The organism is Halosimplex pelagicum, from assembly GCF_013415905.1.
Taxonomy (GTDB): domain Archaea; phylum Halobacteriota; class Halobacteria; order Halobacteriales; family Haloarculaceae; genus Halosimplex; species Halosimplex pelagicum.
The window spans coordinates 2,033,546-2,059,883 of sequence record NZ_CP058909.1 but is presented as its reverse complement, the minus strand read 5'-3'; the positions used below and the strand labels follow the sequence as shown (position 1 = coordinate 2,059,883).

The 26,338-nt window shown below is 71.4% G+C and carries 27 protein-coding genes; 8 read left to right on the top strand and 19 right to left on the bottom strand.

Annotation, left to right across the window (positions count from 1 at the left end; translation table 11 throughout):
- Positions 1 to 49 precede the first annotated feature (49 nt).
- From HZS54_RS10110 to HZS54_RS10090, 5 genes are all read right to left on the bottom strand, one after another.
- On the bottom strand, positions 50 to 454 hold the full coding sequence (locus HZS54_RS10110; RefSeq protein ID WP_179922429.1) for a DUF7344 domain-containing protein: 405 nt from the start codon (positions 452 to 454) through the stop codon (positions 50 to 52).
- Positions 455 to 590: 136 nt separating this feature from the next.
- Positions 591 to 3,266, bottom strand: a complete 2,676-nt coding sequence (locus HZS54_RS10105; RefSeq protein ID WP_179922428.1) for a bacterio-opsin activator domain-containing protein — start codon at positions 3,264 to 3,266, stop codon at positions 591 to 593.
- 132 nt (positions 3,267 to 3,398) lie between these two features.
- Complete coding sequence (locus HZS54_RS10100; RefSeq protein ID WP_179922427.1) at positions 3,399 to 3,650, bottom strand: KEOPS complex subunit Pcc1; 252 nt, start codon at positions 3,648 to 3,650, stop codon at positions 3,399 to 3,401.
- A 10-nt stretch (positions 3,651 to 3,660) separates the two neighbouring features.
- On the bottom strand, positions 3,661 to 3,795 hold the full coding sequence (locus HZS54_RS10095) for a DNA-directed RNA polymerase subunit P (RefSeq protein ID WP_015408900.1): 135 nt from the start codon (positions 3,793 to 3,795) through the stop codon (positions 3,661 to 3,663).
- Positions 3,792 to 4,070, bottom strand: a complete 279-nt coding sequence (locus tag HZS54_RS10090) for a 50S ribosomal protein L37ae (protein WP_179922426.1) — start codon at positions 4,068 to 4,070, stop codon at positions 3,792 to 3,794. Before HZS54_RS10090 ends, HZS54_RS10095 begins: the two co-directional genes overlap by 4 nt.
- Before the next feature lie 126 nt (positions 4,071 to 4,196).
- On the opposite strand from HZS54_RS10090, the gene HZS54_RS10085 reads away from it, so the two are divergent.
- Positions 4,197 to 4,736 (top strand): NUDIX hydrolase, encoded by a 540-nt coding sequence (locus tag HZS54_RS10085; RefSeq protein ID WP_179922425.1) that lies wholly within the window; start codon positions 4,197 to 4,199, stop codon positions 4,734 to 4,736.
- Positions 4,737 to 4,775: 39 nt separating this feature from the next.
- Here the strand turns inward: HZS54_RS10085 and HZS54_RS10080 are convergent, their stop codons facing one another.
- Positions 4,776 to 5,549, bottom strand: a complete 774-nt coding sequence (locus HZS54_RS10080; RefSeq protein WP_179922424.1) for a hypothetical protein — start codon at positions 5,547 to 5,549, stop codon at positions 4,776 to 4,778.
- A 136-nt stretch (positions 5,550 to 5,685) separates the two neighbouring features.
- Between HZS54_RS10080 and HZS54_RS10075 the strand changes: the two genes are divergently transcribed.
- Entirely contained in the window at positions 5,686 to 6,651 is a 966-nt protein-coding gene (locus HZS54_RS10075; protein ID WP_179922423.1) for a hypothetical protein, read from the top strand.
- A 37-nt stretch (positions 6,652 to 6,688) separates the two neighbouring features.
- Here HZS54_RS10075 and HZS54_RS10070 read toward each other — a convergent pair whose 3' ends face one another.
- The 5 genes from HZS54_RS10070 to HZS54_RS10050 all read right to left on the bottom strand — a co-directional run bounded on the left by HZS54_RS10070 (position 6,689) and on the right by HZS54_RS10050 (position 13,479).
- Positions 6,689 to 7,774, bottom strand: a complete 1,086-nt coding sequence (locus tag HZS54_RS10070) for a WD40/YVTN/BNR-like repeat-containing protein (RefSeq protein ID WP_179922422.1) — start codon at positions 7,772 to 7,774, stop codon at positions 6,689 to 6,691.
- A gap of 98 nt (positions 7,775 to 7,872) precedes the next feature.
- Positions 7,873 to 10,404 carry a methyl-accepting chemotaxis protein gene (locus HZS54_RS10065; RefSeq protein WP_179922421.1) on the bottom strand — a complete coding sequence of 844 codons (2,532 nt, stop codon included), beginning with the start codon at positions 10,402 to 10,404 and terminating at the stop codon, positions 7,873 to 7,875.
- Positions 10,405 to 10,548: 144 nt separating this feature from the next.
- Positions 10,549 to 11,274 (bottom strand): DUF2103 domain-containing protein, encoded by a 726-nt coding sequence (locus tag HZS54_RS10060; protein WP_179922420.1) that lies wholly within the window; start codon positions 11,272 to 11,274, stop codon positions 10,549 to 10,551.
- 101 nt (positions 11,275 to 11,375) lie between these two features.
- Positions 11,376 to 12,857 carry a tRNA pseudouridine(13) synthase TruD gene (gene truD, locus HZS54_RS10055; RefSeq protein WP_179922419.1) on the bottom strand — a complete coding sequence of 494 codons (1,482 nt, stop codon included), beginning with the start codon at positions 12,855 to 12,857 and terminating at the stop codon, positions 11,376 to 11,378.
- 94 nt (positions 12,858 to 12,951) lie between these two features.
- Positions 12,952 to 13,479 (bottom strand): hypothetical protein, encoded by a 528-nt coding sequence (locus HZS54_RS10050; protein ID WP_179922418.1) that lies wholly within the window; start codon positions 13,477 to 13,479, stop codon positions 12,952 to 12,954.
- Between the two features lie 120 nt (positions 13,480 to 13,599).
- On the opposite strand from HZS54_RS10050, the gene HZS54_RS10045 reads away from it, so the two are divergent.
- The 4 genes from HZS54_RS10045 to HZS54_RS10030 all read left to right on the top strand — a co-directional run bounded on the left by HZS54_RS10045 (position 13,600) and on the right by HZS54_RS10030 (position 16,219).
- Complete coding sequence (locus HZS54_RS10045; protein ID WP_179922417.1) at positions 13,600 to 14,430, top strand: MBL fold metallo-hydrolase; 831 nt, start codon at positions 13,600 to 13,602, stop codon at positions 14,428 to 14,430.
- Between the two features lie 87 nt (positions 14,431 to 14,517).
- Positions 14,518 to 15,246, top strand: coding sequence for a YkgJ family cysteine cluster protein (locus HZS54_RS10040; RefSeq protein ID WP_179922416.1), 729 nt, complete (start codon positions 14,518 to 14,520; stop codon positions 15,244 to 15,246).
- 105 nt (positions 15,247 to 15,351) lie between these two features.
- Positions 15,352 to 15,747: a TRAM domain-containing protein gene (locus tag HZS54_RS10035; protein ID WP_179922415.1), complete on the top strand. Its 396-nt coding sequence runs from the start codon at positions 15,352 to 15,354 to the stop codon at positions 15,745 to 15,747.
- A 220-nt stretch (positions 15,748 to 15,967) separates the two neighbouring features.
- Positions 15,968 to 16,219, top strand: coding sequence for a DUF7123 family protein (locus HZS54_RS10030; RefSeq protein ID WP_179922414.1), 252 nt, complete (start codon positions 15,968 to 15,970; stop codon positions 16,217 to 16,219).
- Between the two features lie 105 nt (positions 16,220 to 16,324).
- Here the strand turns inward: HZS54_RS10030 and HZS54_RS10025 are convergent, their stop codons facing one another.
- The 4 genes from HZS54_RS10025 to HZS54_RS10010 form a co-directional block, all read right to left on the bottom strand.
- Positions 16,325 to 16,927 carry a winged helix-turn-helix transcriptional regulator gene (locus tag HZS54_RS10025; RefSeq protein WP_179922413.1) on the bottom strand — a complete coding sequence of 201 codons (603 nt, stop codon included), beginning with the start codon at positions 16,925 to 16,927 and terminating at the stop codon, positions 16,325 to 16,327.
- A 202-nt stretch (positions 16,928 to 17,129) separates the two neighbouring features.
- A complete protein-coding gene (locus HZS54_RS10020) occupies positions 17,130 to 18,362 on the bottom strand; it encodes an SPFH domain-containing protein (protein WP_179922412.1) in 1,233 nt (410 codons plus the stop codon).
- A gap of 154 nt (positions 18,363 to 18,516) precedes the next feature.
- Positions 18,517 to 19,161 (bottom strand): NfeD family protein, encoded by a 645-nt coding sequence (locus HZS54_RS10015; protein WP_179922411.1) that lies wholly within the window; start codon positions 19,159 to 19,161, stop codon positions 18,517 to 18,519.
- Between the two features lie 74 nt (positions 19,162 to 19,235).
- Complete coding sequence (locus HZS54_RS10010; protein ID WP_179922410.1) at positions 19,236 to 19,673, bottom strand: DUF7312 domain-containing protein; 438 nt, start codon at positions 19,671 to 19,673, stop codon at positions 19,236 to 19,238.
- Positions 19,674 to 19,932: 259 nt separating this feature from the next.
- Here HZS54_RS10010 and HZS54_RS10005 point away from each other — a divergent pair, with 259 nt between their 5' ends.
- Complete coding sequence (locus HZS54_RS10005) at positions 19,933 to 20,697, top strand: ABC transporter ATP-binding protein (RefSeq protein ID WP_179922409.1); 765 nt, start codon at positions 19,933 to 19,935, stop codon at positions 20,695 to 20,697.
- A complete protein-coding gene (locus tag HZS54_RS10000; protein WP_179922408.1) occupies positions 20,669 to 22,420 on the top strand; it encodes a hypothetical protein in 1,752 nt (583 codons plus the stop codon). The genes HZS54_RS10005 and HZS54_RS10000 overlap by 29 nt, the downstream gene beginning before the upstream one ends.
- A 27-nt stretch (positions 22,421 to 22,447) precedes the next feature.
- Here HZS54_RS10000 and metG read toward each other — a convergent pair whose 3' ends face one another.
- The 4 genes from metG to HZS54_RS09980 form a co-directional block, all read right to left on the bottom strand.
- Positions 22,448 to 24,562: a methionine--tRNA ligase gene (metG, locus tag HZS54_RS09995; RefSeq protein WP_179922407.1), complete on the bottom strand. Its 2,115-nt coding sequence runs from the start codon at positions 24,560 to 24,562 to the stop codon at positions 22,448 to 22,450.
- A gap of 275 nt (positions 24,563 to 24,837) precedes the next feature.
- Positions 24,838 to 25,140 carry a DUF8036 family membrane protein gene (locus HZS54_RS09990; RefSeq protein WP_179922406.1) on the bottom strand — a complete coding sequence of 101 codons (303 nt, stop codon included), beginning with the start codon at positions 25,138 to 25,140 and terminating at the stop codon, positions 24,838 to 24,840.
- A 184-nt stretch (positions 25,141 to 25,324) separates the two neighbouring features.
- Positions 25,325 to 25,612: a winged helix-turn-helix domain-containing protein gene (locus HZS54_RS09985; protein ID WP_179922405.1), complete on the bottom strand. Its 288-nt coding sequence runs from the start codon at positions 25,610 to 25,612 to the stop codon at positions 25,325 to 25,327.
- A gap of 122 nt (positions 25,613 to 25,734) precedes the next feature.
- Complete coding sequence (locus HZS54_RS09980; RefSeq protein ID WP_179922404.1) at positions 25,735 to 26,304, bottom strand: YqaA family protein; 570 nt, start codon at positions 26,302 to 26,304, stop codon at positions 25,735 to 25,737.
- Between the last annotated feature and the right edge of the window lie 34 nt (positions 26,305 to 26,338).

Below are 26,338 nucleotides of genomic sequence, written 5' to 3'. Positions count from 1 at the left end.
GGCCGACCCCGCCCCGCGCGACCACTGCCGGTCGCCGCGCCGGCGCGACTCAGTTGTTGCGGCCGTCGACCTCGGTGACGTGTTCGAGCCACTTCTCGACGGTCGGCTGGCCCCAGTAGCGGACCGTGTCCGAGCGGTCGTCGTAGTCGACGACGCCCGCCGCGTCGAGCCGCGGGAGATGCGTCTCCACGAGCTCGGTCGCGAACTCGTCGTGGCTGCGGCCGCGGGGCTCCCCGAGCCCCGCCGGCTCGCTGGCCGCGAGCAGCATCGCCAGTTCGTCCACCGTCGCCGTGCTCACGTCGCCCTCCCGGAAGAACTGGCAGACCTCGCGGCGCCGCCAGTCCGAGAGCGCTTCGAACACCGTGTCGATGAACGGCCGATCCCCCTCCAGGTCGTCGACCGCAGGCTTCGTGCGACCGCGTCCTCCGTCGTTTGACCCGCTCCGTTCACTCATACCCGTCTACCCTACCGTTGCTCGCTCTCCATAAAGAATATCGGCCCTAGAAGCCTAGGGTACCTGTTACTCCGTTCACCTGTTCGAGAGGGTGACGTTTCGCGGGGAGGGGGTGTCCGGGCGAGCGGACGTGGGCTCACTGCGAGTCGAACATGGCTTCGAGGACGCGGCGGTGGCCCTTGCGGAGGTGCTGGAGGAAGGTCGTCGAGGCGATGTCGAGCGAGTCGGCGAGCGTCTCGGAGTCCGCGTCGCGGGGCCACTCGTAGTAGCCGTTGTAGTAGGCCGTCTTGAGGACCGCGCGCTGGCGGTCGGTCAGCCGGGCGCCGATGTCGCCGTGGCCCGGCCACCAGGGGGCGTCGGTGCGGTGGCGCTCGCGCTTGGCGGCCAGGCTCACGTCGGGAAAGCGAGCGTCCATCGCCTCGGTGACCCGCCGCACGTCCAGGTCCGCCGGCGCCTCGACGAGCATGTGCCCGACGCCGTCCTCGACGATGCCGCGCTTGCCGCGCGCGCCGGCGTCGGCGAGGTACCGGAAGACCGAGTCGGTCAGCGTCATCTCGAAGTGCGGACCGTCCTCGCGGTCGAGTTCGCGGATCTCGACGAGGTTGGACAGCTCTTCGGCGGCCGCCGCGCCGACCTCGGGGTCGGCGCCCTCGACGGTGAGGTAGTTGACGACGCGGTCGTCGCCGGTCCGGACCGCGTGGTCGATCTCGAACCGGCAGTCGTGCTCGCGGCTGGCCGCGAACAGCGGCGTCCCGCTGTGGACCTCGAACTCCAGTTCGAGGACGGAGTCCGATTCGACGAGCCGTCGGTACTGGGCGGCCGCGAGCGCGAAGCCGACCGCCTCGCCGAGGGTCTCGAAGCCCGACAGCTCCCGCCTGCTGAAGGCGTTCGGGCGGTCGGCGTACACCGCGAGCAGACCGTGAGTCGTCGACCCGTGGGTCAGCGGCACCGCGACCATCGACCCGACCCCGCTCTCGACGGCGGCCTCGCGCCACGGCTCGAACACCGGGTCGCTCGTCACGTCGTGGACGACCTGCACCTCGCCGGTGCGGTAGGCCTCGCCGGCCGGGCCGCCGCCACGGTCGTCGGCCGCGACCGTGACCGTGATCTCCTCGAGGTAGTCGTCGGCGATCCCCGTCCAGTGGGTCGGGGTCACCTCCCGCCTGGAGGCCTCCCGCTGGCCGATCCAGGCGAACTCGTAGTACTCCGAGTCGGCCAGCCGCTCGCAGACGCTCTCCTTGATCGCCTCGCTGGTCGTCGCGCCCGTCAGCGCCCGGACGCTCTCCTGGACGAGCTCCTGGATCTCCGCCAGCGTCTCCAGTTCGCCGCGCTGGCGCTCCAGTTCGGTGATGTCCCTGGCGATGCTGACGGTCCCCTGCACCTCACCGTCCGGACCGTGATACGGCGCGAACGTCAACTGGACGGTCTCGTCGGTCGGCTCGCCGGCCATCGTCTCCTCGACGACCCGGGCCCGCTCGGTGTCCAGCACCGCCCGGCGGTGGGCCTCGACGCGCGTCGCGAACCGGTCGTCGAACACCGCCTCCGGCGTCGACCCGACGATCGAGTCCCGGTCGCCGTCGCTGGTCTCGACCATCGCCTCGTTGACGACCCGGTAGCGTCCGTCGACGTCCTGCATCGCGATCGGGTCCGCGCTGCTCTCGATGACCGCGCGCAGTTCCTGCTCGCGGGCCTGCCGTTCCGCTTCCCGCCGCGTGCGGTCGGTGATGTCGATGGCGACGGCGATGGCGCCCGCCGGCGCCGGCTCGTCCGCGCCGCTCTCCGCGGGCTCGGACCGGGTCAGCGGCTCGAAACACGCCTTGTAGGTCCGGTCGCCGATCGCCGCCGTCGCGTCGCCCGTCTCCCCGTCGAGCGCCCGGTGGAACCCATCGACCAGGTCCGGACACACCGGCTCGAACGCCTCGACGGGCTCGCCGAGGAACTCCGACCGGTCGCAGACGAGCGCGTCGAAGTCCAGCCCCTGACAGTGGTCGATCCGCCCATCGCCGTCGACCACAACCATCATGACCGGCAGGTCCTCCATGATGGTCGACAGGCGCTCGCGGTTGGCCGCCAGCGCCTCCCGGCGGCGCTCGCGCTCGGTCACGTCGCGAACGACGTTGACGACGCCGACGACCTCGCCGTCGCGCTCGATCGACGACAGCCGGTTCTCGACGTACCCCATCCCGTCGTCGAGCCGGACGTGTGAGGTGACGGTGTGGCTGTCGACCGCGCCCGCGAACAGCTCGCGCAGCGCCCGCATCCCCTCGTGGAAGATCTCCCCGTCGATGATCCCGAGCTCGCGCAGGCAGTCCACGTCCCGCCCCTCGACGCGCTCGGTCGGGATACCCGTGAAGCGCCGGAACCCGTCGCTGGCGGCCCGGATCGTGTGCGAGCGGTCGACGACGTAGACGGCGTCGGCCGCCGCGTCGACGCTGGCCTCGTAGAGCGCCCGCTCCGTCTCGAAGGGGTCCGTCGCGTCCGACAGCGTCACCACGGCGGCCGTGACCGCCCCCTCGCGCTCGACCGGCCGGACGGCGACGGTCACCGCCCGACCGCTCGACCGGACCGGCCCGCTCCCGATCGTCCGCTCGCCGGTCTCGACCGCCCGCCCCAGCGGGTCGCTCGGACAGTCGACGACCGCCGCGACCGACGACTCGTGCGGGTCCGCCTCGATCCGCTCGGCGAACGGCCCGTTCCAGGCGCGGACGGTCCCGTCCGGGTCGCAGACGACGGCCGGGTCTTCGACGGCGTCGAGCAGTTCGGCGACGACGGGGTCGGTCACCGCCCCCGGACCTTCCACTCGCTCGCTCACGCTGTCCCCACCCACGCGTGCTCGTTACCCATGGTTACTGGGAGAACGATACCACGTCGAGGCTCATAACTTGTGGGCCTGGTTCACGTGCGACGACCCGTCGGTTCGCCACCGTGTCGGGCCGCCACCGCGTCAGTCCGCCGCCGCGGCGGCCCCGCAGTCCTCGGCGACCGAGACGAGCGACAGCCAGGTGTTACAGCCGGCCCGCAGCGCCACCAGGTCGGCGGCGGCCACGGTGACGGTCAGGGTCGCGCCGTCGCGGTCGAGGGTCGCGGTCGTGCGGTCGCCCTCGATGTCGCCGACCTCGACGGCGATGGCGCGCTCGACGCGGCGCGCGCGCTCGGCGTCGGGATACTCGCACTCGAAAACGGCCTCGTGGTCCACGGCTCGCGCGCTACTGCACGTCGACTTCTTTGATGTCGCGGCTGCGCTCCTTGAGGAGCACGCGGTGGCCGCAGTACGGACAGCGGACGCCGCCGTACTCGTCCAGTTCGACGTCGCGCTTGCAGCGGGAGCACTTGTAGCTCATTCGTCGTCGTCGGCGAGTGCGGCGCGGATCGACCGGGTGACCGTCCGGCCGCCGGGGGTCGTCGGGCTGTACGCGCCACCGGTGAAGGTGTGCCCGCAGTAGCCGCACTCCCAGATGCCGGTGCCCTGGCGGTCGACGCGGTCCTCGCCGCAGTCGGGGCACGTGTGGTCCTCGTTCATCTCGCTCTCGATCTCGGCGACGCGGCGGCGAGCGACGCGGCCGTACCGCGCGCCGAACCGTCCCGCGCTCCCGGTTCGTCCCTGCTGTTCGGCCATAGTATCGTACCGTCCGGCGCTGCGCCGTATAAACCCTGCGAGTCGTGTCCGACCGGCCGGGGTGGTCAGTCCGCCGAGCCCCAAACGGGCGTAACTCGTTTGGTCGCGCCGCCCGACGGGCCGCCCATGGGATGGACGGTCGAGACCGACGCCGTCACGCACTGCCCGACCTGCGGCGCCGAACTCGGTGACCGGGAGACTTCCGACGGGGTCCGCCCGCACTGCGCGGCCTGCGACCTGACGATATACCGGAACCCGGTCCCGATGGCGCGGGCGACGGTCGTCGACGGCGACGACCTCCTGCTGGTCCGACTCGGCGTCGGCGAGGACGCCGGCAAGTGGGCGCTGCCCGGCGGCCGGATCGAAGGCGGCGAACCGCCCCGCGCCGGCGCCGCGCGCGAACTCGAAGAGGAGACCGGGCTGTCGGTGGCACCCGCCGACCTCGAACTCCTCGGCGACGGCTTCCTCGACTTCGGCGCGGCGACGATGGTCTCGTTCAACTACGCCGCGCCCGCCGACGCCGCGAGCGGGACCGCCGCGGCCGGCTCGGACGCAGCCGCGGCGCGCTTTTTCTCCCGCGCCGAACTCCGCGACCTCGACGCCCCGTTCCGCGCCTCCGGCCGCGACCAGCTGCTGGCCGCGCTGGACGCCGCGGGCGCCGACTGAGGGGATGCCCCCGGCGCACGCGGTCGGGCGGTCCAGCGGTCAGTCGGGGTCGCGGACGCTGTCGCCGACGAACGCCTCCTGGCCGTCGATCCGGGGGCCGGCCGACCGCTCGTCGGACCGGTCCCCGTCGGAGCGGTCCCCGTAGCTGGGGCGGTCCACCGCGCGGACTCGAAGGACCTGCCGGTGGGCCCGGGTCGCGTAGCAGGCCGCCGCGAGGACCCCCAGCGCCGCGAGGGGGACGGTCGGGTGCAGCGGGCCGAGCGTCGCGCGCAGGACGCCGAGCGCGAACGCCAGGATCCCGCCGAGGACACAGAGCAGCGTGACCGTGACCAGCAGGGCGCCCCGGCGGTTGACGACGGCGTTGAACCGGATCCAGTCGGCGTACTCCGCGACCAGCGCCCGTTCGAGCGAGCGCTCGGAGACCCCCTCGGTCGTCCGCCGGAGGCTGTCGCCGTCGATACCCACCACGCGGGCCGTCGCGGTGTAGGCCACGACGGCGACGACGGCCGCGACGACCAACAGCCCCGTACCGGCGACCAGATATCGGTTCGCCGCCGCCCGCGCGCCCGGACCGGCGAACGACAGGACCGAGAGGACGACGCCGAGCAACCCGGTCGAGAACTGCACCAACTTGAGCGCCTTGGCGTCCGTGGCGGTCAGCGCGTCGATCTGTTCGCCGAGCGTGTGACGGGCCTCCGCCCGCGCCACCGCGAGGGCGGCCGGGTCGGCCGCCCCGTCCCCGGTGCTCGCACCACGCTCACCGTCGCCGTCGTCTCCTCTCTCCTCGCGGTCGGTCGTCGTGTCACCTGTCATAGAATCCTCCGTCCCGTCGGCTCGCCCCCGTTTGGCCGACCGCGGGGAAAAGCGACCGCGACGCTCCCGGCGGCGTGACCGTCCCGGAGACGGGACCGTCGCGTCCGCTTACGTCCGCGGCCGCGCGAGTCGGGGTATGTGGGAGTTCGCGTCCGGGGCCCCACCGGCCCGCTGGACGGCCGTCGACTCGCCGGTCCCGGACACGTATCACGACGTGGCCGCCACCAGCCAGGGACCATGCGCCGTCGCGACGGGCGGGGCCGTCGTCGCCCGCGCGACGGGCGGCACCTGGGGCGTCGTCGTCGAGGACGGCCCGAGCGCGCGCGGCGAGACGCTCCGGGCGGTCGACGCGACGAGCGACGGGGAGCGCGTCTGGTTCGTCGGCGCCAACGGCGCGCTCGGGTGGTACGACCTGCCGACCGGCCGGCGGGTCGACCGCTCGGAGCCGCGGGGGATCACCGACGGCTTCGGCGCGCTGGCGGTCGAGGGCGAACGGGGCTCGGAGAAACTGCTCGTCGCCGACGGGAGCGGCCACGTCTTCCCCGCCGAAGTCTCGGGCCGAACGCTCGACTGGGGACCGACCACCGTCCCGTCCGGAGATACGGCCGTCACCGCGCTGGCCGCGGCCGACGGCGTCGGCTTCGCGGTCGACAGCAACGCCGCGGTCTACCGGACCACCGGCACCGACGGCTGGGAACGGATCGGCGTCGAGGGCGCGGGGAACAGCCTCTACGCCGTCGCCGCATCGCCCGACTGCCTGCTCGTCGGCGGCGGCAACGGGCGCGTCTACGGCGGTCCGCCCGACGGGTCGGCGTGGACGCCACACACGCTCGGTGATTTCACCGTCCGGACGCTCGCGGCTGGCGGCTCGGCGGCGGACGACTCGACGGCGGACCCGCCCTCACTGGCCGCCGGGACCGGCGGCTCGCTGTACGCGCGGGGCGGCGCCGGCTGGCGGCGCGAGCGCTGGGACGGGTCGAAGACGATCCGCGGCGTCGCGAGCGGCGACCCGACCGTCGCCGTCGGGTCGAACGGACTGATCCTCGAACGGACGGCCGCCTCGGAGTCGAATCGAGCGAGCGGTGCGTCCGAGTCGAACTAAAAAAACCGCGAGCCGCGGCGGTCGCGTCGGAACCAGGTCAGTCGCCGGTGGAGCCGCCGGTCGCGGCGCCCGAACTTCCGCCGGACGCGCCGCTGGTCGAACCCGAGTCACCGGACGACCCGCCGGACTCGCCGGGGCCCGTCTCGTCGGCGTCGAAGTACTCGCCGCGGTCGTCGTAGTTGTCGCCGTCGGGGCTGGTACCGGCGTCGCGGGGCTGGCCGCGCGGTCGTTCGAGGATCGTCCCCGAGTTGCCGACGATGATGTCGGGGTCGCCCAGCGCCACGTCGTACAGCTGGACGCCGACGGGCGAGGTGAGCTTCCGCCAGCGCGAGGAGCCGTCCCGTTCGTAGATGGTCCCGCCGTGGCCGATGACGACCATCTGGTCGCCGTGGATGTCGAACGCCCGCAGGGACTTCTCGGCGACACCGATCGGCGTCCAGGAGTGGTAGGAGTCGTCGTAGCGGTAGATACGCCCGTCGCCGGCGGCGACGTACACCCGTCCCTCGCGGCCGGCGTAGATGTCGTAGAACTTCACCTGGGCGTTGACGATACCGATGTCCTCCCAGCCGTCGGTGGCGGTCGTGCGGAAGGCGTTGCCGCTCGTGTCGACCGCGTAGCCGACCCCGTCGGGCGAGGCCGCGAGCGCCGCGATGTTCGACCCCTTCGAGGCCGGCTTGCTCACCGCCTCCCAGTCCTCGTCGAAGCCGTCGACGGAGAAGGGCAACACCTCGCCGGAGCCGTTGGCCACCAGCACCTTCTCGGAGCCGGCGGGGCCGGCGACGGCCAGCCCCTCCCAGGTGCTCGTCATCTCGTTGGGGTTCGAGTAGTCGTACTTCCGGCGAGTCTCCACGTCGTAACAGCCCAGCGCGCCGCTGGAGCCGGCGAACCACACCCGCTTGCCGTCGCTGGTCACGTCCATCCCGCGCAGTTGGTTGTCGCGAGTGCGGGGGCCGTCGTCGAGGACGACCTCCCAGCCGCCGCCACGGTCGGCCAGCAGCGTCCCCCCGTCGCCGATGGCGTAGGGGCCTTCGGCGGTCTCGACCACCGCGAAGATCGTCTTCTCGAAGGGACTCTCGACTGTGCGCCACTCCGGTTCGTCAGCGTCGGGACCGAGTTCCCACATTGCACCCCCGATAGCTCGGGGGCCTACAAGAGTCGCCGAGACGGTCCCAGTTCCGGATCGGTCGGCGGCTTCCGCCGCAGTCGCCGCGGTCGACCGACTCAGTCGTCGGTCCCGCCCGTCTCACCCTCGACCGCTTCGACGGGGCCTCCCTCCACAGAGACGATCTCGCTGGATTCGACGCGTCGAACCCGTTCGTCCCCCTCGTCGGTCTGCGCGTCCGGCCCGGTAGTGTCGAGCGGCGGGGCCTCCGATCGGTCGTCCGCACCGGCGTCCGTGCCGGCATCCGGCCCCCGTTCGACACCGCGGCCACGGTCGGACGCGAGTCCGCTGCCGCCCTCACCGGCGGACCCGCTGTCGGTCTCGACATCGAAGGCGGCCAGCGCGTCGTCGAGTTCGGCGGCGCGGTCGGCGAGGGTCCCGATGTCGCGACCGACCTCGTCGACGACGGCCGACTGCTCGGTGGCGTCGTCCGCGACCGCGTCGGACTGGGCGGCCGTCCGGTCGCCGATCTCGGAGACCGACTCGACCATCGCGACGACCTCCTGGGTGGACTCGGCCTGCTCGGCGGTCGCGCGGTCGATCTCGCGGACGCCGTCGGTCGTCGCCTCGATCCCGTCGGCGATGTCGTCGAACGCCGCCAGCGCGTCCGCGACGGTCTCGGTCCCCGCGGAGACCTTCCGGCTGGTCGCCGTGACCTCGTCGACCGCGGTCTCCATCTGTCCGCGCATCCGGTCGATGGCGGACTCGATCTCGGCGGTGGCTTCGACGGTCTCCTCGGACAGTTCCTCGACCTCCGCGGCGACGACGGCGAAGCCGTCGCCACCGCCGTCGGTCCCGGCGCGGGCCGCCTCGATGTTGGCGTTCAGCGCGAGCATGTTCGTCTGCTCGGCGATGTCGCCGATGAGGTCGGTCACGGCCTCGATCTCGGCCGTCAGGTCGTCGAGAGCCTCGACCTGCGCGAGCGTCTCGTCGGTCGAGTCCTCGATGTCGCCGAGGGCGTCGGCGGCGGCCGCGGCGGCCTCGCGGCCGGCCTCGCTGCGTTCGAGCGTCTCGTCGGCGGTCGTCCGGACGGAGTCGGCGACGGTCGACACCTCCTCGACGGTCGCCGAGAGGTCGTCGAGCTCCGCCCAGACCGCGTCGAGTTTCGCCGACTGTGCGGCCGCGTCGTCGGACATCGTCTCGGCGGCGTCGCGGACGCCCGCGCTCCGGTCGCGCACGTCGTCGACCGTCTCGGTCACGTCCGCGGCGGCGGTCCCGACCGCCTCGCCGAACGCACGGACCCGTCGGATCGTGGCCTCCCACTCGTCCATCATATCGTTGTAGGCCGTCGCGATCTCGGCCATCGCGTCGCTGTCGGCCTCGGCGTCGAGCCGCCGGGTCAGGTCGCCCGCCGCGCAGGCGGCCATCACGTCGCCGTACTCGCTCGCCCGCGCCTCCAGACGGTCGTTGAGCCGCTCGGCCTCTCGCTTGGCCTCGTCGGCCTCCGCCCGCGCGGCCTCCGCCCGTTCGCGCGCCTGCTCGGCCTCGTCCCTGGCCGACTCGGCGGCGGCGATCTGCTCGCGTAGCGAGTCGCGCATCTCGTCGAAGGCGCCGTAGAGCCGACCGAACTCGTCGACCCGGTCGGTCGAACAGTCCACGTCGAGGTCGCCGTCCTCGATGGCGCGGGCCCGCTCGGCCAGGTCGTCGAGCGTCTTGGCCGACCGGCGCCCGAAGGCGATCGTCGCGACGGCGAACACCGCGACGGTCGCGCCGACCCCCGCGAGCAGACTCGACCCGACGTAGTTGCGCATCGAGTAGGCGGCGCTCGCCGGGACGACCGTCGCCACCGTCCAGTCCGTGCCGTCGACCGGCGCGAATCCGACGACGTTCCCGTCGCCGCGGGTGAGCCCGGCCGACTCGGCCGACGTGAGTTCGCCCGGCAGGGTCGCGTTCCCCGAGAGTGTCCCCATCACGCGGGCCCCGTTGCGGCGTTGGACGGTCGTCGACGCCTCGTCGACCGTCTGATGGAACTGCTGGGCGCGCGCTCCGAGATCGGCCTCGACGACGACGAGGTTCTCGGTGTTCTTCGGCGCGGCGCTGACGAACGCGAGTACTCGCTCGCCCGAGGAGGGCGACTCGTAGGGCTCGCTCGCGACGAAGACGCGTTCGGCGATGTTGGTCACGCGACCGACCGTCGCCGCGCGGTCGCGCGCCCAGGGGACGCCCGCTCGCGAGAGGTTCGTCCCCTCGACGCTGTCGTTCGTGCTCACCAGCACCTCCCGGCTGTGGGAGTCGACGTAATGCACGTCCAGGATCGACTCGCTCATCCGCCCGCCCTGGCGCAGGAGGTGGTAGTCGATCGCCTCGCGGTCGTCGCGCTGGAACGGCGGCGCCTGCGAGATGAGCCGCGTCTGGTGGCGGACGCCGCCGACCCACCGTTCGAGCCCCTGGGCCTGGAGCTGGGCCGTCGACGTTACACGATCCGATAACTGGCTGTCGATCCGGTCGGTGGCGTTCGCGTAGAACATCAGCCCGATCGCCGACGAGACGACGACCGCGACCGCGACGACCGCCGCGAGCTTCAGCACGAATCGCCCGCGTATCACGTCCGGAACGTACGATCCGACCCCGCCGCTGTCCTCTCCGTCCATCGATCTGACGTTTTTCAGACCCCCGTATAAATCCCGGTTATATATAGGGTCGGTTCGACTACGGTCGCATACATATCTGGTATCAGATGTGAAAACGAAGGTCGGGCGGCGGAAGGGTCAGGTGGTCGTCGGAGACGCTCGTCGTCAGTCCTGCAGGTCGGCCTCGCGCAGCGCCTCGTTGAGGTCTTCCCGGACTACTTCGCCGAGGTCGCGCTCGCGGGCGGTGGTGACGACGCGGTTCTCCTGAACGGAGGAGCCGTCGCGGATGAGCAGGCGGACGTTGCCGTTCTCGCCGGCGCGAGTGGCCTTCGCGCGCACGCCCGACCGCGACCCCGAGCCGCCGGCGTCGATGGGGCCGGGGATGATCTTCTTGACGTGGGGGTGGCCGGCGACGGTCTGGATGGCGCGCTGGCCTGCGCGGCCGCCGACGAGCGTCGAGTGGGACCCCCCGATCTTCTCCCGGGGTGCGGTCTCGACGACCTCCAGCGGCGCGTCGCCCCGACGGGAGAGCACCGACTCGACGGGGTCCTCGTCGTCGCCGACCCGGTAGAAGTCGTGGTGTAACTGGCCCCGAACCGCCCGCAGCACCTCGCGCTCGCCGGTCGCGTACACCTCCTCGGGGCGCTTGCGCCGCACTTCATCGGCGACGAGGCCGGCGAAGTTCCGCAGTTCGACGACCTCGCTCTCGTCGCCGTCCTCGGGGGTGGTCGTCACCTCGCGGACGCCCACTACTTCCTCGTCGACGAGCGTCGTCACGCGGGCGCGGTCGCGGTCGAGTTCCAGCACGACGGCGTCGGCGTTCTCGGAGCGACAGACCAGGCAGTAGTCGCCCGGCCGCTCCAGCGACGAGCCACAGCGCCGACACTCCATGTCGGATCGGTCCCGTGCGAGCGTCAAAAGCGGCGCGGAAATCCCGCTCCGTGGGTGTCGGTCACAGCCGAACGCCCCCGACCCGGCAGCGCCCGGCGCGCTCAGAGGTCGTCGGGGTCGCGCTTGAGGTACTCGCGCAGGACGACCGTCGCGTAACTCCCCTTCGGCAGCGTGAACTCGAAGGCGAGCGCGCCGTCGGTGTCGTCGGCGTCGTCGGCGTCGTCGCCGTCCCGGTCGGGGGCGGCGCGGTCGACGGACAGCTCCGTCCGCAACAGGACCGCCCGCCGAGTCCCCGTCGACTCGAACTCGCCCGGCAGGTCGAAGTCCGCGGGGTCGAGGTCCAGGTCGTCCAGCACCGCGCGTTCGATCTCGCCCATCTCGCCGTCGGCGAGGTCGGTCTCGGTGCCGACCAGCGGTGCGGTGACGAACGCCCGCCCGCGCTCGCAGTGGCGGCGGACCGTCCGCAGCCGGTCCTCGGTCACGCGCTGGGTGCGGTCGGTGTCCGGCAGCGCGACACCCTCGGGCGCCTCCGAATCGGCGAAACAGACCACGTCGCCCGCCACGGGCTCGTGGAACGGGAGGCCCCGCTCCAGTCGCTCGGAGAGCATCCGGTTGAACGCGTAGGACTGGGCGGCGTTGACGAACAGCCGCTGGAGATTGGAGGGGACCGCTTCCAGTGCGGCGCGGTAGTCCTCGTCGGTGAGGCCGTCGTCGCCGCGCTCGCACTCGCCGTCTCCCTCTCCCTCGCCCCCTCGCTCCTCCTGTCGCTCGACCAGCCGGTGACACATCGACCGCTCGAAGCCGAGTCGCTTCGGCAGCCTATCGAGCGCGCCCGCCCAGTCTTCGGTCTCGTCGACGTACGCGCGGGCCTCCCGCGTCGACTCCGGTTCGCGCTCGGCCGGACTGCCGACGTAGGCCAGCACCGCGCCCTTCCAGTCGCCGCGGAGGATCTCCAGGCCGACCTCGTGGGTGACCGGCCGCTTGCTGCCGAACCGCTGCTGCCCGAAGTAGTTCGGGACTCCGACGGTCGCGGGTTCGTCGGCCGCGGCGTCCGGGTCCCCTGACTCCGCGGCGTCGTCCCCGCTCGCGAACGCCCGCAGGTCCGAGGTCGTCGCGTCGGCGTGTTCGGGTTCGTCGACGCCGCGGACGGTGATTTCGAAGGCGTTGCCCGCCAGATCGCCGAAGAGAACGGGCCGGCCAGTTCGGCCGAGGAGTTCGACCTCGGCGTCGCGGATCTCGACCGCTCGCACCTCGTCGGGGTCGGCCTTGGCGACCGAGAACAGCTGCGTCGTGACGGCGTGTTTGTCCTTCGTCCCCGCCCAGGAGACGCGTTCGCGGGAGATACCCAGGCGATCCGACAGTTCCGACGCGAAGTCGTTGGTGTCCCACCCTCGCAGCGTGACCCGTGCGAGCACGTTGGGGTAGGCGCCGGCGTCGGCGTCGAGCGGGTCGGGCTCGAACGCCTCGACCTCGGTGACGCGGAAGTCCTCGGGCGACTCGCGGAGGTGGCCGCCCACCCCGGGCGCGTCGCTGACGTAGTATGCCATCCCGACCGCCCGCTCGACGGGGTGTGCCTCGCGCATCTGTCGGTGAGTCGCCCGGCCGCGAGTAAATGCCTGTCGACCCCCGCGGGGCCGCGGGCCGCCGCGATCGCGAGCGGTCACCGCGTCGGGACCGTCACTCGATGGTGACCGTGCCCGTCGCGTTCTGCCGGTCGTTCACGCGCACGTCGACCTCGTAGTCGCCGGGTTCGGCGGGGTTGTCGACGGCGGGATAGCCGACGACGACCACGTCGCCCTCCGAGAGGGTGTAGTCGGTGTCCAGCGTCACGTCGAAGGAGTAGGCGTTGTTGTTGACGCCGCTAACGTGGCTCTCGTTGAACTCGCGGTCGAGTTCGCCGTCGTCGTCGGTGTCGACGCCGAGGGCGATCTCCCCGTGCTGGGCGGAGTCGACGGTGAAGTTCTCGCGCGGGTACGTCGCGCCGATCGCGGTCCACTCGCTCCCGTTCGTCGTCTCGTCGACCGCGAGGCGAAGTGTCTGGTTGACCCCGGTCGCGCCCGCGTCGTCGTTCTCGACGGCGACCCGGTCGTCCGAAACCGTCGCGCCGGGCCGGTCGGTGTCGGCGGCGTCGCCGCCGGTCAGCGCCGAACAGCCCGCCAGTGCGACCATCGCTACCAGTGCGACCGCTATCAGGGTGCGTCTCACGACTCCGACGAAGTGATTCCCACTGGTAAATGCGTCGCATCTATCGGGACAGAAAGCATATACGCGTCGAACGGTGCAGTCCCGAAACTGACAGGTGTCGCCCGACCGAACGGGATACCGATGGAATCCAGGCACGCCGACGTGGCGCGAGTCGACGCGGCGGTCGAGACCCGCGCGCCGACCGGCGAGACGGCCGCGTACGTGCTGGGCGCCGATCCCGCGCTGCTGGTCGACCCCGCCGCCCGGACCGGTCGGCTCGACGATCTGGCGGCCGAGCGCGACGTGGGCCACGTCGCGGTCACGCACCACCACCCCGACCACGTCGGTGCCGTGGCCCACTACGCCGAGGCGCACGACGCGACCGTCTGGGCGAGAACCGGCCGCGCGGACGCGTTCGAAGCCGCGACCGGCGTCGAACCCGACCGGACGTTCGCCGAGGGGACCGCCATCGAAACCGGGGAGGGAGCCGTTCACGTCGTGGACACGCCCGGACACGCCCCCGAACACGTCGGATTCCTCGCAGCCGACGGGGACGGAAGGGCCGACGACGGCGGAGGCTCCGCGCTCGTCTGCGGCGACCTGGCGGTCGCGGAGGGGAGCGTCGTCGTCGGCGCGCCGGAGGGCGACCTGCGCGCCTATTTGAGCTCTCTCCGGCGGGTCCACGCGATGGCGCCCGACCGCCTCCTGCCCGGCCACGGCCCCGCGGTCGAGGGGGTGGCCGTCCGGGAGACGACGGCGCGGCTGCTCGCCCACCGTCTCGACCGCGAGCGCCGAGTCCGCGAGGCGGTCGCGGAGGGGTGGGAGACGGTCCCCGACATCACGACCGCCGCCTACGACAAGGACCTGTCCGGGGTCCGGGACCTCGCGGAGGCGACCGTCCGCGCGCACCTCGAAAAGCTCGCCGTCGAGGGGTCGGTCCGGTGGGACGGCGACCGAGCGCGACCGGCGTAGGACGGGCGCCGCCGTCGCCGCCCCGTCTCCGCCTCGTCGCCCGACCGCTCGCGACGCGCTTTTGCCCGTCGACCCGGTAGCTCGCCCATGGAGAGTCTCGAAGCCGAGCGCGAGCGGGCCGAGGCCCTGGACGTGAGCGAGCTGGCCGACGCCATCGAGGCCATCGGCTTCGAGTGTACCCGCTGTGGCGCCTGCTGCAAGGCCGTCGAGGGCTGCGAGAGCGGGGCCGACGACGCGGACGGCGACGCCGCCGAACCCGGCGACGGCACGGCCGATGCCGAGGGCCACGACCACACCGCGACCGTCTTCCCCGACGAAGTACGCGAGCTGCAGGCGACCGACGACTACGACTGGCGCGACGTGGCGCGACCGATGCCCTACGGACTGGTCGAGGGCGAGGACGGGCCGCAGGGGGAGACCTTCGAGTGGGCGCTCCAGACGGACGACTGCGGCGACTGCACGTTCTACGCCGAGGACGACGACGGCGTCGGCGCCTGCACGGTCCACGGCGGCCGGCCGCTGGTCTGTCGGACCTACCCCTTCAGCGTGGCGCTCGGCGGGACGAGCCAGCCGATGGGCGAGGCCGTCGACGAGGAGGGGATGGTCCGCGCCCACGAGTGCGAGGGACTGGGCCGGGATATCTCGCGCGAGGAGGCCGAGGAACTGGCACGGGCGCTCAAGGAGCGAGCGGTCCGGGAACTCGAGGAAGCCATCGCCGTCCGGGACAACTACCAGTCGGTCGAGCGCGACCCGGGCGAAGTGGTTGTCTTCGACTCGGAGGGCGCGAAGCGACCGGACGGGTCGCGGATCGAGTGAGCGCGGGGATCCGTCCCAGTCGCGCTCCGCGGACCGATCTGGGGGGATCGGGCTGGCATACTTTCATAAAAGAGGGGGTCTATGACCCACTCGGAGGTCTACATCGTGGAAATCTCAGATAAGCTGCTGTGTCTGTTCAGTGCGGACGTGTCGGACGACGGCGACCGGTACGTCGTGGAGGTGCCGAAACGGGAGATCGAGACGGGGGCGGTCGAGCCGGGGGAGACCTACCGCGTCGCGCTCATCTCCTCGGAGGTGGAACGGGCGGAAGACACGGACGAGGACAACGTCCCCTCGGAGCCACAACCGCCGGTCGAGGCGGGCGAGATCCGCTACGTCGAGATCGAGGACATCGGCAAACAGGGCGACGGCATCGCGCGCGTCGAGCGCGGATACGTCATCATCGTCCCCGGCGCCGACGTGGGCGAGCGCGTCAAGGTCGAGGTCACCGAGGTCAAGTCCAACTTCGCGGTCGGCGAGATCATCGACGAAGACCTGTAGTTCTCGGGGGTCACCGCCCCCGTCGTCTCCCGCCGGGACAGCGGCGGCCATCGCGACCCCGCCGCTGGTACGGCCGGTTAACCAACGGCACCAACGCGCCCCTCGAAGCCCGCCGTAGGCTCCCGTTACGACCGCGGTCGGGTCGGACAACCGCAGGAAGGCGCCGGGTTTTACCGATCGTACCAAACCCGCTTTAGGGGAACGGTACCTCCCTGTGAGTATGAGCGCGACCACCGCGAGCGCGACGGGCGAGCAACTCACCCTCACCGAGAAGCAGCGCCGTATCCTGGGGTACCTCCGGGACAACGCCGACACCCAGACCTACTTCAAGTCGAGGCTCATCGGCGACGAACTCGACCTGTCGGCCAAGGAGGTCGGGTCGAACATGACCACCATCCAGAACAGCGACACCGACCTCGACGTGGAGAAGTGGGGCTACTCCTCGTCGACCACCTGGAAGGTCACGGCGTAAGCGGACCCATTCTCGCGCTTTTTCACGCCCGCCAGCGACGGCTGCGGCTGGGCGGTTCACGAGTCCGTCCCGGCTACCCGACCGGGCCTGTCTGGGCCGGAACGGTCAAGGGTCGTAGGTGACGATGTCGTCGGCGTCGGCGGCCAGCTCTGCGGCCTCCGGACCGAAGGAGTCGGCGTGCTGGACGAGCAACAGGAGCAGCGTCTCCGGGCGTTCGAGCGCGTAGCCGTCCTCGCGGGAGAGCAGGCCGGCCTCCTCCAGCTGGCTGGCGTACTTGCTGACGGTGGGCGCCGAGACGCCCAGCTGTTCGGCGACGGCGGTGCCCGAGGCGTCGGGGTCGCGCAGGAGCGCGACGACCATCCCGCGCGGGGTCTCGCGCCGGAGGTAACCCAGCGCTACCCGTTCGAACTCCGAGAACCGACCGGCGGGGAAGTACCGGCGGTACTCCCCGTCCTCCCGGCTCTCGACGGCGCCGTCGCGCTCCAGTCGGCGGAGGTGGTGCTGGGTCTCCCCCGTGCCCAGTTGCAGGTCGTCGCGGATCTTCGAGAAGTGCGCGCCGGGCGTCGCGGCGACGTACCCCAGCAGCGCGTCGGGCGCGTCGCTGTCGCTCTCTTTCGCGAATCCGACGAAGGGACTGGTCGCCCCCAGGGCAGCGAAGCGACGGAGCGTCGCCCGCTTGCTCTCGTCCACGTCCCCCTCTCGCGCCATTATGAGCCTTTTGGCGGTGGGGTGGTAAAACGGCTTCGGCTCCAGACCCAGTTCGGGTAAAACGGTTGAGAGCCAGTCTGGCGGCCGTTTTCGGGCAGGGATGCGGACCCGCCGCACGAACGACGCAACAGTCCCGCAAGTGTTCGGATCGTCGCCGGAGAAGACGGTCGGCGGGCGCGGGAGGACGGCCCGGCCGACGCGGTTACTCCGTCTCGGTCTCGGGTTCGCGCTCGCCGTCGGTGGCGTCGGCGCTCCCGCCGGCGCCGCTCCCGTCGCCGCCGGGGCCGCCGACCGGGCTCCCGGAGGGGTCCATGTCGGAGTCCATCTCCTCGATGACCTCGTCGGGGTCGCGGATGTTCGTCGCGTCCTTGCCTTCCTTGATGGCCTGGGCCTCCTGCTCCATCTCCTCGACGTCGACCTCGGCCTCCTCGTCGATCTGGCCGAGGATCTCCTCGATGTTGTCGAGGCCGATCAGTTCGCGCGTCTCGGCGTCGAAGTTCAGGCTGTCGAGTTCGCTCTCGCCGTTGGCCTTGGCCATGTCGCTCACGTCGCCGCCCGAGAGGTGCTTGCCGTAGCGACCCACCAGCGAGGTGAGCTCCTGGGGCATGACGAACGTCGTCGACTCGCCCTGGCCGATGTTTTCGAGGGTCTCCATCCCCTTGTCGATGATGGCGCGCTCGCCCATCGACTCGGCGGATTTCGCACGGAGGACCGTCGAGATCGCGTCACCCTGCGCCTCGAGGATCTGCGACTGCTTTTTCCCCTGGGCGCGGACGATGTCGGACTGCTTCTCACCCTGGGCCTGCTCGATGGCCGAGCGCCGTTCGCCCTGCGCTTCGAGGATCATGGCGCGGCGTTTGCGCTCGGCGGAGGTCTGTTGCTCCATCGCCTGCTGGACGTCCTTCGAGGGGTTGACCTCGCGGACCTCGACGCTCTCGACGCGGATCCCCCACTCGTCGGTGGGTTCGTCCAGTTCCTTGCGGATCTTCGCGTTGATCTCCTGGCGCTTGTTGAGCGTGTCGTCGAGTTCCATGTCGCCCAGCACCGCACGCAGCGTCGTCTGGGCGAGGTTCGAGACGGCCTTCTTGTAGTTGTCCACTTCGAGGAAGGCCTTCTTGGCGTCCATCACCTTGATGTAGACGACGGCGTCCGCCGTGACGGGGGAGTTGTCCCGGGTGATCGCCTCCTGGCGCGGTACGTCCAGCGTCTGGGTCCGCATGTCGAAGGCGTAGGTCTTCGAGACGAACGGCGGCACGAAGTTGATGCCGGGTTCGAGCAGTTTGCGGTACTCGCCGAAGACCGTCAGCGCCCGCTTCTCGTAGGCGTTGACGATCTCCACCATCTGGTACACCATCACGACCGCGAGCAACAGCAGGATGACCGCCACGATCGGAAGGGCGCCACCGAGACTCTGCAACACTGGTACGGGGATCATGCGATCGAACTTCGTCCCACCCCGTCAAAAGTGTTGGGTGAGCGACCACAGATGCCGGGCCGCGGTACGGCGGTCGCGAACGGCGAGACCGCCGGGTCGCCGGCTCGGTCCGGGAGGTCCGTCGACCGCGGGTCGGGCCGGAACGTCCGTCGGCTCAGGCCGGGTCGGTCTCGAACTCGCGTTCGTCGTCGTCGCGGTCCGCCTGCGTGTCGTCGCGGTCCTCGCCGTCGCCGTCCGGCGACGGGCTCGAACTGCGCTGGCGTTCGCGGGCGAGTTCGCGGTCGATCTCGTCGGTCCCGCCGGTGAGGGGTTCGACGGTGACGACGTTGCCGCCGCCGGGGTCGACGACCATCACCTCGGTGCCCTCCTCGATCTCGCCGTCGACGCTCTTGGCGCGGTAGTAGGGGTTGAACCCGCCCTCGTCGAGTTTCACCTCGCCCTCGGTCTCGGTGATCCGCTCGGTGACGCGGCCGATCTCGCCGCGCAGCGAGTCGGAGTCGCTGGTCTGGGGACCGCCCTTGCCGCCGTAGAAGTCGAACTGGCGGTAGACGTAGAAGGTGCCCGCCCCCGCCGCGACGACCAGCCCGGCGAGGATCAGCGGCGCGAGCACGCCCAGTCCCGGGGGGAGCAACAGCCCGACGAGTCCGGCGACCAGCAGGGCCACGCCGAGGACCATGAAGTGCGCGCCGGGGGCGAACGCCTCCGCGATGGTCAGCGCCGCGCCCGCGAGCAGGAGGAACAGCGGGAGGTTCGCCCCGATCCACGACAGGACCGAGGTCTGCCCGATCCACTCGATCATATCGGAGATTCGGTCGCCTGCCCGAAAACACTTCCCCTCGCACCGGTCTCGGCGTTCGACCGGCCGGGGGGCGGTCAGAACCGCACGAACACCGCGTAGAGGAGCGCCGTCACGGCGGTGACGCCCAGCGTGATCCCGCCGACCGTCGGCGGCGTCAGCGGCGTGACGACGCTGGCGAACACCAGCAGGACCAGCAGGGCGCCGGCGGCGACGAACACCGCGCTCTCCAGGCTGGGCGTGTCCGACTCGACCGGCAGCTCCGGTGTCACCGACCCGGCGACGTTGCCGCCGCCCTCGCCGTCCTCGCCGTCACCCGCCGCGTGGTCGTCGCCGTCGGTCCCGCCGAAGGCGACGGTCGGCCCGTCGTCGTCCTCGTCGCCGACGGTCACGTCCCAGCCGTCCTCGTCGTCGAGCGTGTCGGCCTCCTCGACGTCGCCGGTGTCGTCGCCCACCTCGTCGACGGAGAAGCGCCACTCCTCTTCGTCGTCCTCGGTCCCGGCGTCGTCTGCCATGGCCGCCCGTAACGGCCGGCGACCAATAGGGCTTGTCGTCGCCCGACGCCCGGGACGGCTGGTTCTGTCGGTATCCGAATAGAAACGTCGTTCGCCAAGATTTTTTGATTCAGGCGTTCACGCGTTCGAGTATGCAGACCTGCCCTCCAGACGAGCGGTGCAGACCGCCCGCCCGCCGACCGCGGCGGGGCGTCGAACCGGAGTCAGTCACGCGCGGCGCGAGTCGCGACCGGACCGACGGCCGCGGAGGTGGCGGACGGTGACCGACCCGGCCGTCGTCGCCGACGGACTCACGAAGCGCTACGGCGAGGAACTGGCCGTCTCGAACCTGTCGCTGTCGATCCCCGCGGGCGACGTGTACGGCTTCCTCGGACCGAACGGCGCCGGGAAGACGACGACGATGCGGATGCTGACCGGGCTCACGCGGCCGACCGACGGGACCGCGACGGTCGCGGGCGCCGCCGTCGACGACCGCCCGACGCTGACCGAGCGGATCGGCTACCTGCCCGCCGACCCGCCCGTCTTCGACGAGCTGACCGGCCGCGAACACCTGCGGTACGTCGCGCGGCTCCACGAACTCCCGTCCGACGAGGCCGGCGAGCGCATCGACGACATGCTCGCGCGGTTCGACCTGGCGGGCGACGCCGACCGCCGGATCGGGACCTACTCGACGGGGATGCAGAAGAAGGTCGGCGCCATCGCGGCGCTGCTGGGCGACCCCGAGGTTGTCTTCCTCGACGAGCCGACCAGCGGGCTCGATCCGCGCGCGGCGCGGACGATGCGCGACACGGTCGCGGCGGTCGCCGAGCGCGACGTGACCGTCTTCCTCTCGTCGCACGTCCTCTCGGTCGTCGACGAGCTCGCCGACACCGTCGGCGTCATCGACGACGGGGAGCTCGTCGCCGAGGGCCCCACGGAGGAGCTGAAACGGCGGGCCCGCGACGACGGCGAGGCGGACCTCGAAACCGCGTTCCTCGACATCACGGAGGACGAGGATGTCCCAGACGAACGAGTCGAGGCCTGAGCGAGGGCCGGCGGCGGGGCGCGCGTCGCCGAGCCGGCGCGGGCGGTTCCCGTCGCCGTCGGTCAGCGCGACCGTCGCGCGCGTCGAGCTGCGGCGGATGTTCCGGCGGGTCCGCGCCCAGGACGTGTGGCTGGCGCTGGTCGCGGTGGGTGCGCTCGCCGTCCTCGCGGTGCTTCCGATCGCCTTCGACGCGGCGAGCGCCTGGGGCGCGACGCTGGCGAGCGGCGACGCCGCCCCCGCCGCGACCGTCTCCCTGCTCGTCGCCAGCGGGTGGGTGTTCGTCCTCGCGATGGGCGTCGTCGCCGGCGTCGGCTCCTACGGCGAGATCGACGAGCCCGCCGGGATGTTGACGATCCGCCCGCCGAAGGATATCGCGGGGGGGCTGCTCCTGATGAACGCCGTCGGCTACGTCCCGTACGTGGTCGTCCCGTTCGGCGTCGGGTTCGCCGGCCTGGCCGCCGGGGCCGGCACGCCGTCCCCGCTGGTCGGCGGACTCCTCGCGACGGCCGCCCTGCTGGCCAGCGCGATGGCGATCGGCTACCCCGCCGGGCTGGCGCTGAAGGGCGCCGTCCGCCGGTCGAAGTGGCTCTCGCGCCTCAAACCCGTTCTCGGTGCGGTCGTCGGAGTCGCGTACTTCTGGGTGATGTTCGCCGGCCACCTCCCCGCGGTCATCGACGCGCTCTCGCCCGTGCTTCGGGGACCACCCCTGGCCTGGCTGGGCGACCTCGCGCTGGTCACCACGCCGGGCGCCGGCGCCTCGCCGGTCGGCGCCGCGGCCGCGGTCGGTCTCGCGGTCGCCGCCGTCCCGATCGGGACGCTCGCGACGGTCCGCGCGGCCGAGTTCGCGTGGTTCGCCGACGAGCAGCGCGACACGGGTGACGAGGCCGAACCCGGCGAGGCGTCGGCCGCCGCGTCCGGGGCGGTCACGCCGACCGGTTCGACCCGGCTCGGTGACGCGCTCGGACTCGTCTGTCGCCGGCAGGGCACCGCGGGTGTCGCGGCGACGACGCTCGTCAGAGCGTACCGCGCGCCGCTGCAGTTGCTGTTCGCCGCGGTCCCGCTGCTGTTCGCGCTCCCGATGGTCGAGGGGGCGCTCGCGAGCGGGACGGTCCCGTCGTACGCGCCGTGGTTCGCGATGCTGTACGGCGCGTGGGCGGCCGGCGTCGCCGCGCCGCTCAACCTCCTGGGCAACCAGGGCGCGACCCTGCCCGGACTCCTGACCTCGCGCGCGAGCGGCCGCGAGGTCGTCCACGGCCACGTCCTCGCCGTCGTCGCCCCGGTCGCGCCGGTCGCCGCGCTCCTCTCGGGGGCGGCGGCCCGAGCCAGCGGGCGCTCGACGGGCGAGGCCGTCGGCTTCGCGGCGCTCGCGCTCGTCGTCGTCGCCGGCGGCGCGGTCGTCGCGGCCGCGCTCGGCGCGCGGTTCCCCCGGTTCGACGGCATCGACGTGACCGCCGACCGGACGGCGACGCCGCCGAGCAAGGCCGCCTTCGCGCTGTACTCGATCCTCGCCACGCTCGGCGTCAGCGCCGCCGGCGTCCTCACCGACGAGCTCTACCGAGTCGTGATCCACTCGCTGCTCGCCCCCCGGCTCCCCTTCGGCCTCACGCTGTCTGTCACCGGGCTCGAACGGGTCGCCCTCGGCGTCGCCGTCGTCCTCGTCGCGGCCGTGCCGGCGGCGTACGTGCTCGCGGTGCGACGGGTCTCCGAGTACCGGCTCGCGTGAAAAATAGCGGTTCCGCGGGCGACCCGGCTACCGGATCTTCGTCCCGGGCTCGGCGTCGCCGTGGGTGGTCAGCAGGTCGGCCTCCTCACCCGCAGCGAGCACCATGCCGTTGGACTCGACGCCGAACAGTTCGGCTTTCTCCATGTTCGCCAGCAGGACGACCTTCGTCCCGGGCAACTCGTCGAGGTCGTGCAACTGTTTGATGCCGGCGACGACCTGGCGCGTCTCGATGCCGATGTCCACTTTGAGGCGGGCGAGCTTGTCGGAGTCCTCGATGGGCTCGGCCGACTCGATCCGCCCGACGCGGATGTCGATCTCCTCGAAGTCGTCGAAGCCGATCCGTTCCTCGGCGAGGGCTTCCACGTCCATGCTCCCCTCGTCGCCCTCCGCGGCCTCGTCGGTTTCGGTTCCGTCGTCACCCTCGTCGCTCCCGTCCGCGGCCTCGGCGACCTCCTCGACGCGCTCGTCGAGCTTCCGGTTCAGCTCCTCGACGCGTTCGTCCTCGATCTTCTCGAACAGCTCGGTGGGCTCGCCGAAGTCGGCCGGCGGCGCTTCGAGCGCGGCGTCGAGCGTGGCGTCCGCGACGGAGCCGTCCTCGTCGAGCTGGTCCCAGAGGCGCTGGGCGGTGTCGGGCGTGGCCGGGTAGACGAGGACGGCGACGGCCTTGGCGACCTGCACGCAGTCGCGGACGACCGGCGCGGCCTCGTCCTCGTCCAAGTTCCAGGGCTCGTGGCGCTGGATGTACTCGTTGCCGAACCCGGCCAGGTCGACGGCGGCCTGGGTGGCCTTGCGCACCGAGTAGTCGTTGATGGCCGCTTCGAACTCCTCGGTCGCTTCCTCGATGCGCTCGCGGACCTCCGCGGACACGTCGGTCTCGGGCGTGCCGCCGAAGTTGCGCTCCGCAAAGAGGAGCGAGCGGTAGGCGAAGTTGCCGACGTTGCCGACCAGTTCGCCGTTGACCCGCTCGGCGAATCGGTCCCAGGAGAAGTCGATCTCGTCCTGGAAGCCGCCGACGGTGGTGAGGTAGTACCGCAGCGTGTCGGGGTGGAACCCCTCGTCGAGGAACTCCCGGGCCCAGATGGCGCGGTTGCGACTCGTCGAGAACGCGTCGCCGTCGAGGTTCATGAAGCCGCTGGCGACCACGGCGCGCGGCTCGTTGTAGTCGGCGCCCCTGAGCATGGCCGGCCAGAAGACGGTGTGGTGCTGGATGATGTCCTGGCCGATGATGTGAACGATCTCGCCGCCGTCGGGGTGGTCGTCGGTGCCGTGGTTCTTCCAGACGGCCTCCCAGTCGTACTCGTCGCTGCCGACCCGTTCGGTGTACTGCCTGGTCGAGGAGACGTACTCGATGGGCGCGTCGACCCAGACGTACAGGACGAGGTCCTGTCCGCCGTCGTCGCCGGGGTAGTCGACGCCCCAGTCCAGATCGCGGGTGATGCACAGGTCCTCCAGTTCGCCCTCGATCCACTCGCGGGGCTGGTTGCGGGCGTTGTCGGTGCCTTCGAGGCGGTCGATGAACCCCTGCAGGTACTCCTGGAAGTCCGAGAGGCGCAGGAACTCGTGCTCGCGGGCGCGGTACTCGGCGGGGTTACCGGTGATGGCGCTGACGGGATCCTCGATCTCGCCGGGTTCGAGGTGCCGTTGACAACCGTCGTCGCACTCGTCGCCGCGGGCGTTCGCGCCGCAGTGGGGGCAGGTCCCCTCGACGAAGCGGTCGGGCAGCCACTGGTCGGCGTCGGGGTCGTAGGCGACCTTGATCTCCTTCTCGTGGACGTGGTCGCCGTCGATCCACGACTCGACGAACGACTGCGTCATCGCCTGGTTCGTCTCGTCGTGGGTGTGGCCGTAGTTGTCGAAGTCGATATCGAAGCGGGGGAACGTCTCCTCGTACTGCTCGTGGTAGCCCAGCGCCAGCTCCTCGGGGTCGACGCCCTGCTCGGCGGCCTGGACGGCGATGGGCGTGCCGTGCATGTCGGACCCGGAGACGAAGGCGGTCTCCTGGCCGAGCGTTCGCAGCGCCCGCGAGAGCACGTCGCCGCCGACGTACGTCCGCAGGTGGCCGATGTGCAGGTCGCCGTTAGCGTAGGGCAACCCGCAGGTCACGACCGCGGGATCCTCCGTGGGGAAGTCGTCGTGGCTCATACTACTCGATACCTCCAGTCGGCTCTTTAACGCGGTGATTCGCTGTCATCGTGGATCACTCCGCAGTCGTCTCTGTGGGCGGTGCGTTGCGGGCCGGCGTTTCGCCGGTCGCGCGTGGGGTATGAGCCCACGGACGGCGACTGGGTCCACCCGGCACTACGGAGAAGCCGGCATGCGCATACGGCCGGGCGGACCCGCGTGGAACACACCGGTACGTGGCCGCCCGCCGGCAAAAAGGTTGACCATCGCGTGGCAACGGGGAACGCGGGAGGAGATCACTCCCAGGTGATCTTCACGAGGAAGGCGAGCGCGAGCAGTTCGAGGACGTTCAGTGCCATCATGCCGCGCTGGGCGACGGGGGCGGCGCCGCTGACCCAGCCGTGGAAGGTCCCGTGGAAGAAAAGCAGGTAGACCGCGAGCAGGTTCTCCGCGAGGAGGAAGGCGCCGAAGACGAGCAGTCCGAGCGTGTGGCTGGCGCCGTAGGCGCGGTAGTTGCGGGCCCAGACCGCGGTCAGGCCGAGCAGGAGCGCGACGTTGCCGACCACGGCGAGGCGGGCGGCCTCGAACCACAGCGTCATCGTTGACTCGCCCCTATGCGATGGGCCCGCAAATAGGCTGTCCAAATTGTCTCCCGACTCCCGCGGCCGGCCGGCCGTCGAGTCGCTCGCGCTCCGCTGGCGGGCGGTCGGTCGGCCGGTCGGCCGTCGTTCGACGGTTCCTCGGTCGGCGGATCGCTCGGTCGGCTGTCTGTCGGTCGTTGGCTCATGAATCGTCCTCCAGAACGGTCTCCAGAACCTCCTCGGCGGTGTCCCAGTTAGCGCGACACTGCTCGGTGGGCAGGTAGACGGCACCGTAGTCGTCGCCGCTGGCCTCGACGACGTTGTTGTCCCCGAGCACGTCGAGGTGGTGTCGGACGGTGGTGTAGTCCAGGTCCAGGTCCTCGGCGAGCTGGTTGGCGTTGCGCGGTCGCTCGTCTATCGCACGGAGGATGCGCGCCCGGTTCTCACCCCCGCGGGTGCTGGCGAACACGTACCACAGCACCCCTTCCATTACCCCGAGGGTGACCCGGACACCTTGTAAGCGCACCGACGGCGGCGAGGGACGCGGACGGAGCCGTCCGCGACCCCGTCGTCGGATTCGGCACCGAGAACGGCTTCCCGGCCGCGGTCCGTTCAGATGTTCGCGACGCCGCCCCGGACGACGACGATCCAGACGAGGAATCGGCCGACGCTTCCGACGAACGTGGCCGCGGCGAACTTCAGGTAGTCGTCTTCGAGGACGGAGAAGGCGTACACCGAGAGGGTGTCGGGGAACGCGGGGACCGACAGCGCGAGCGCGAGGCCGGCGTAGCCGTACTTCTTCGAGAGCTGGACGACTTTCGTCTGGGACCACTCGATCACGTCGAACCGCGAGCGCCGCAGCCACCGGATGACGGGGCCGGACTCCTTGGCCTCCTGGCCGATGTGGAACGCGAAGACGCTCCCGCCCGCCTTCCCGACACTGGCGACGAGGACGACCACCGCCAGGTTCGCCCACAGCGGCAGCCCCAGCCGGAGCTGGTCGGCCAGCGGGAGGACGATCTCCGAGGGCAGCGGGAGGATGAACGTGATCAGGAACGAGTAGACGAGGACGATGAGCAGGCCCGGGGGTCCCGTCGCGGTGCAGACGGCCTCGACGAGGGTCCCGGAGGGGTCGCTACAGGTACTACCGAGCAGGAGCGCGGGGACCTCGACGGGGAACACGACCGGCGGTACCGTCCGGGGTATCGTAAACTTT